The following is a 4,124-nucleotide window of genomic DNA, read 5'->3' as shown; positions in this document are numbered from 1 at the left end:
AGGTACGTCTTTGCCGAGACGATCCACCAGATGACGATGATGGCCACGAGGAGGAGGAAGATCAGGAATCCCAGTGCGCCCATGTCAGAACCCCGCTCCGAACGTCGGCAGCACGAGGACGGCGAAGAGAAAGAGCGCGATCAGAGGAACCAGGAGGAGCGTGAGCTTTCCCATCGCCCCGGTCTCCCGGCCGTTGCCGTACGCGACGTCGGTGATCGACTCGATGGGAGCCGTGTGTACCGAGTAGCCGTGGGGGATGAGCCCGAAGATGGTGTTCGGTGAGCTCACCACGAGGCGGCGATTCGTCAGGATCACGGTGGTCTTCAAGTAGGTGAGGATCAGGTGGGGTGTGAAGCTCTGTTGCCGGATGATTGATTCACCCGGCAACATCGCGATCGGGGGCGCTGCCGTCGTCATTGTTTCTCCATCGGATTCGGTTGCCAGGCAAGCGTATGGTTCGCGCGGTTCCTGGAGTATCGGCCGATCGATTGAATCGTCGGCCGTTCCGCTCGGGGCGCAAAGGGCGCTCGCGGGTGTGGGTGGGGACGTAGCGTGGGCGGCATGAAGGCACAGGTGTTGACGGCAGAGAATGGGCCCGCAGGATTCGAACTCCAGGAGGTGCCCGATCTGGTCGCCGGACCCGGCCAGGTGCTTGTCGACATCAAGAGCTGCGGGGTCTGCTTCCCCGATCTGCTGATGAGTCAGGGTAAGTACCAGCTGCGGCCGCCGCTGCCGTTCACGCCGGGCACCGAGGTGGCGGGCGTGGTGCGCACGGCACCCGACGATTCCGGGTTCGCGCCCGGCGACCGGGTCTTGGTCATGTCGATGCTGGGCGGCTTCGCCGAGCAGGTCCTCGCCGTACCGCAACAGCTGTTTCCCATGCCCGAGCAGCTGACCTTCGACGAGGGTGCGGCCATGGGCATCAACTTCCAGACCGCGCTGTTTGCGCTGAAGCTGCGCGCACAGACCGCGCCCGGCGAGGTGGTTGCTGTGCTCGGCGCCGCCGGCGGCGTGGGTGTGGCATCGATCCTGGTAGCCAAGGCCATGGGCGCCAAAGTGATCGCCGTCGTACATCGCACCGGGGCCGAAGAAATGTTGCGCGGGCTCGGCGCCGACGAGGTGGTTCAGCTCGCCGACGGCTGGAAGGATCGTGTGCTGGAACTGTCCGAGGGTGGTGTAGACGTGCTGATCGATCCGGTGGGCGGGGAGGTCTTCGACGATGCGCTGCGTACCGTCGCCCCGGACGGCCGCTACGTGGTGATCGGTTTCGCCGCCGGCGGGATCCCGACCGTCAAACTCAATCGGGTGCTGTTCCGCAACATCGCCGTGGTCGGCGCGGCCTGGGGCGAGTACATCCGCACCCACCCGGACGTCCCGGGCCTATTGCACGACGAGCTGGTCGAGATGATCGACGCCGGGATGCGGCCGCCGGTGAACTCCACCTATGCGCTGGCCGACCTTCCGCAAGCACTCGCCGATTTGGCCGAGGGGCGGGTACGCGGCAAGGCAGTGGTCACCGTCGCGGAGTGACGTGGGCCGCTGACCGATCTGTGCGTTTTGTGAGATGTGCCACTAGAACTTGTTACAGTCCCGGAGACCTCACTAATTGAAGGGACGGCAAGTTGAACGCTTCCACTCACATGAAACGGACCCTCCGGTCCACCCTGGTGGTCGGTGCTGCGGCCGCGCTGGTCTTCGGTGGCCTCACCGCGTGCTCGTCGGACGACGACGACGCCACCACCGCCAGCGGACCGACCACCACGCTGCCGGACAATCCGGCAACGGGCGAGCCGATCAAGATCGGTTTCATCGCACCGGAGGGCGGAGCGGTGTCGCTGCCGAGCGTGCGCGAGGGCGGTGAAGCGGCCGCGCAATACCTGAATGAGAATGGTGGCGGCATCGGCGGGCACAAGATCGAGCTGGTGGTCTGCAAGCAGCACGAAGAGCCCGCCACCGCTACCCAATGCGCCAACGAGATGGTGGAGAATAAGGTTGCCGCCGTGGTGACCCCACTCGGCGCGCAGGGTGCCGTGATGCTTCCGATCATCGCCGGCGCTGGTATTCCGTATGTGGCGCAGGCCCCAGTCTCGCAGGCCGAAATGGTCAACCCCGATGCCTTCATGCTCTCCGGTGGCATCGTCTCGGTGCTCGCGGCCCAGGCCGCCACCGCAGCCAAGGACGGCGTCAAAAAGCTGACCGTGTTGATCGGTGACACCGGCGACGCGGCCGCCTCGGTGCGGGCGCTCGGCCAGCCGATGTTCGCTCAGGCCGGCGTTGAACTCAACGTGGTCGTGATCCCGTCGGCCACCGCCGACCCGACCCCGCAGATCACCGCGGGCTTGGGCGACAATCCGGGCGCGGTGACCATTCTGGGCGACTCGCGCCAGTGCATCCAGGGCCTCAAAGCGATGCAGACGGCCGCACCGGACGTGCAGAAATACCTGATCGCCAGCTGCCTGGACAAGCCGGTCATCGACGCCGTCGGCGCCGAAGCGGTCACCGGCGCCAAGGCCTTCACCACAGTGAACCTGACCAGTGACGACGAGTCGGTGGTGCTGTACCGCAGCATCATGGCCAAGTACGCCGCGGACACCGATCCACAGGGTCTGGGCTACCTGGGCTACCAGGTCGTCATGGCCATCGGCGAGGTCGGCTCGGCGCTGCCGGGCAACGGCGTCGGCCCCGAGCAGATGAAGGCCGCCCTGCGCGGTGCCAAGGACGTGCCGGTGCCAGCCGCCCCGGGTCTCACCTTCACCTGCAACGGCCAGGCAATGCCGCAGCTGCCTTCCTTGTGCAGCAAGGCAATGCTGGTCAGCACCGTCGCCAGCGATCTGAAGTTCACCGATACGCAGGTTGTCAACAACTGATCGACGCTCGAGAGTTCGCCGGGTCGCCGTGGGCGGCCCGGCGAACTCTCGCCCGCGGCGTCCCTCCACGGCGGCATCGGAGTTCTCGTGATTGACCACTTAGCCTTCTTCACCCTCGGACTGGGCAACGGCGCGGTATTCGCCGCCCTCGGCCTGGCGCTGGTGATGACCTACAAGAGCTCCGGCGTGGTGAACTTCGCCACCGGCGCCATCGCGCTGTACGCCGCCTACACTTTCGCCTTTCTGCGGCAGGGCGAGCTGCTCAACCCGATCCCGGGTCTGCCGGCGACCATCGACGTGGGCGGCAAATGGGCGATCCTGCCGGCCCTGCTGCTCTCGGTGCTGATCGCCGCTCTCGTGGGCGTGATCCTGTACCTGGTGGTCTTCCGGCCACTGCGCACCGCACCCGCGCTCGCCAAGGCGGTCGCGGCGATCGGTGTCATGCTCGTGTTGCAGGCATTACTGGCATTGCGGGTGGGTACGGCGACGCCGACCGTCGCTCGGATCTTCCCGGCCGAGACCATCAAGATCGGCTCGATATCGGTGCCGACCGCCAACTTCTGGTTGGCCGCGGTGATCGTCGGCCTCGCCGTGCTGGCCGGTCTGGTGCTGCGCTACACCCGCTTCGGGATTGCCACCGAGGCTGCCGCCGAATCGGAGAAGGGCGCGCTGGTCACCGGGCTCTCGCCGGACCGGATCGCCGTCGCCAACTGGGCGCTGAGCTCGGCCACCGCCGGTATCGGCGGTGTGCTGATCGCCCCGATGGTGCCGTTGAATCCGGTGGCCTACACCATGTTCATCGTGCCGGCCCTGGCCGCCGCCCTGGTCGGCAACTTCTCGTCGGTTGGCCTCACCGTGCTGGCTGGTCTGCTGATCGGCATGCTGCAATCGGAGGCGACCAAACTGCAGGTGAGTTACGACTGGATCCCCGATGCGGGCGTCGCCGAGGCTGTTCCGTTGCTGCTCATCATCATCTTCCTACTGGTCCGTGGGCAGCGCCTACCCGGCCGCGGCGCCATTACTCGCAACGATCTGGGGCGCTCGCCTCGCCCCAACCAGATCCTGATCCCGGCGGTGCTGGGCGTGCTGGTGGCCGTGGTCGCCATCGTGGGCACCTCGGGCAGTACCCGGTTGGCCGTGGTGATGAGCCTGATCTTCGGCATCATCGCCCTCTCCCAGGTGGTGGTCACCGGTTATGCGGGTCAGGTATCGCTGGCGCAGTTGTCGCTGGCTGGGGCCGCGGCCTATTCACTGTCC

The 4,124-nt window shown here is 66.4% G+C and carries 4 protein-coding genes; 3 read left to right on the top strand and 1 reads right to left on the bottom strand.

Going from position 1 to position 4,124, the window contains the following annotated elements:
- Positions 1–84: 84 nt before the first annotated feature.
- Positions 85–417 (bottom strand): hypothetical protein, encoded by a 333-nt coding sequence (locus tag WAW85_RS02005; protein WP_422557988.1) that lies wholly within the window; start codon positions 415–417, stop codon positions 85–87.
- A 144-nt stretch (positions 418–561) separates the two neighbouring features.
- On the opposite strand from WAW85_RS02005, the gene WAW85_RS02000 reads away from it, so the two are divergent.
- The 3 genes from WAW85_RS02000 to WAW85_RS01990 all read left to right on the top strand — a co-directional run.
- Positions 562–1,530, top strand: a complete 969-nt coding sequence (locus WAW85_RS02000) for an NADPH:quinone oxidoreductase family protein (protein ID WP_422557987.1) — start codon at positions 562–564, stop codon at positions 1,528–1,530.
- A 110-nt stretch (positions 1,531–1,640) separates the two neighbouring features.
- Positions 1,641–2,867 carry an ABC transporter substrate-binding protein gene (locus WAW85_RS01995; RefSeq protein WP_422557986.1) on the top strand — a complete coding sequence of 409 codons (1,227 nt, stop codon included), beginning with the start codon at positions 1,641–1,643 and terminating at the stop codon, positions 2,865–2,867.
- Positions 2,868–2,954: 87 nt separating this feature from the next.
- On the top strand, positions 2,955–4,124 hold a 1,170-nt coding region (locus tag WAW85_RS01990), incomplete at its 3' end, for a branched-chain amino acid ABC transporter permease (RefSeq protein WP_422557985.1).

The sequence above is a fragment of the Gordonia sp. (in: high G+C Gram-positive bacteria) genome (assembly GCF_049299075.1).
In the GTDB taxonomy this organism is placed as follows: Bacteria; Actinomycetota; Actinomycetes; order Mycobacteriales; family Mycobacteriaceae; genus Gordonia.
This window is presented reverse-complemented; position numbering and strand designations above follow the sequence as displayed.

Coding starts and splice junctions, on each gene's coding strand:
- WAW85_RS02005 (WP_422557988.1), bottom strand. CDS start 417: ATGACGACGGCAGCGCCCCCGATCGCGATGTTGCCGGGTGAATCAATC.
- WAW85_RS02000 (WP_422557987.1), top strand. CDS start 562: ATGAAGGCACAGGTGTTGACGGCAGAGAATGGGCCCGCAGGATTCGAA.
- WAW85_RS01995 (WP_422557986.1), top strand. CDS start 1,641: ATGAAACGGACCCTCCGGTCCACCCTGGTGGTCGGTGCTGCGGCCGCG.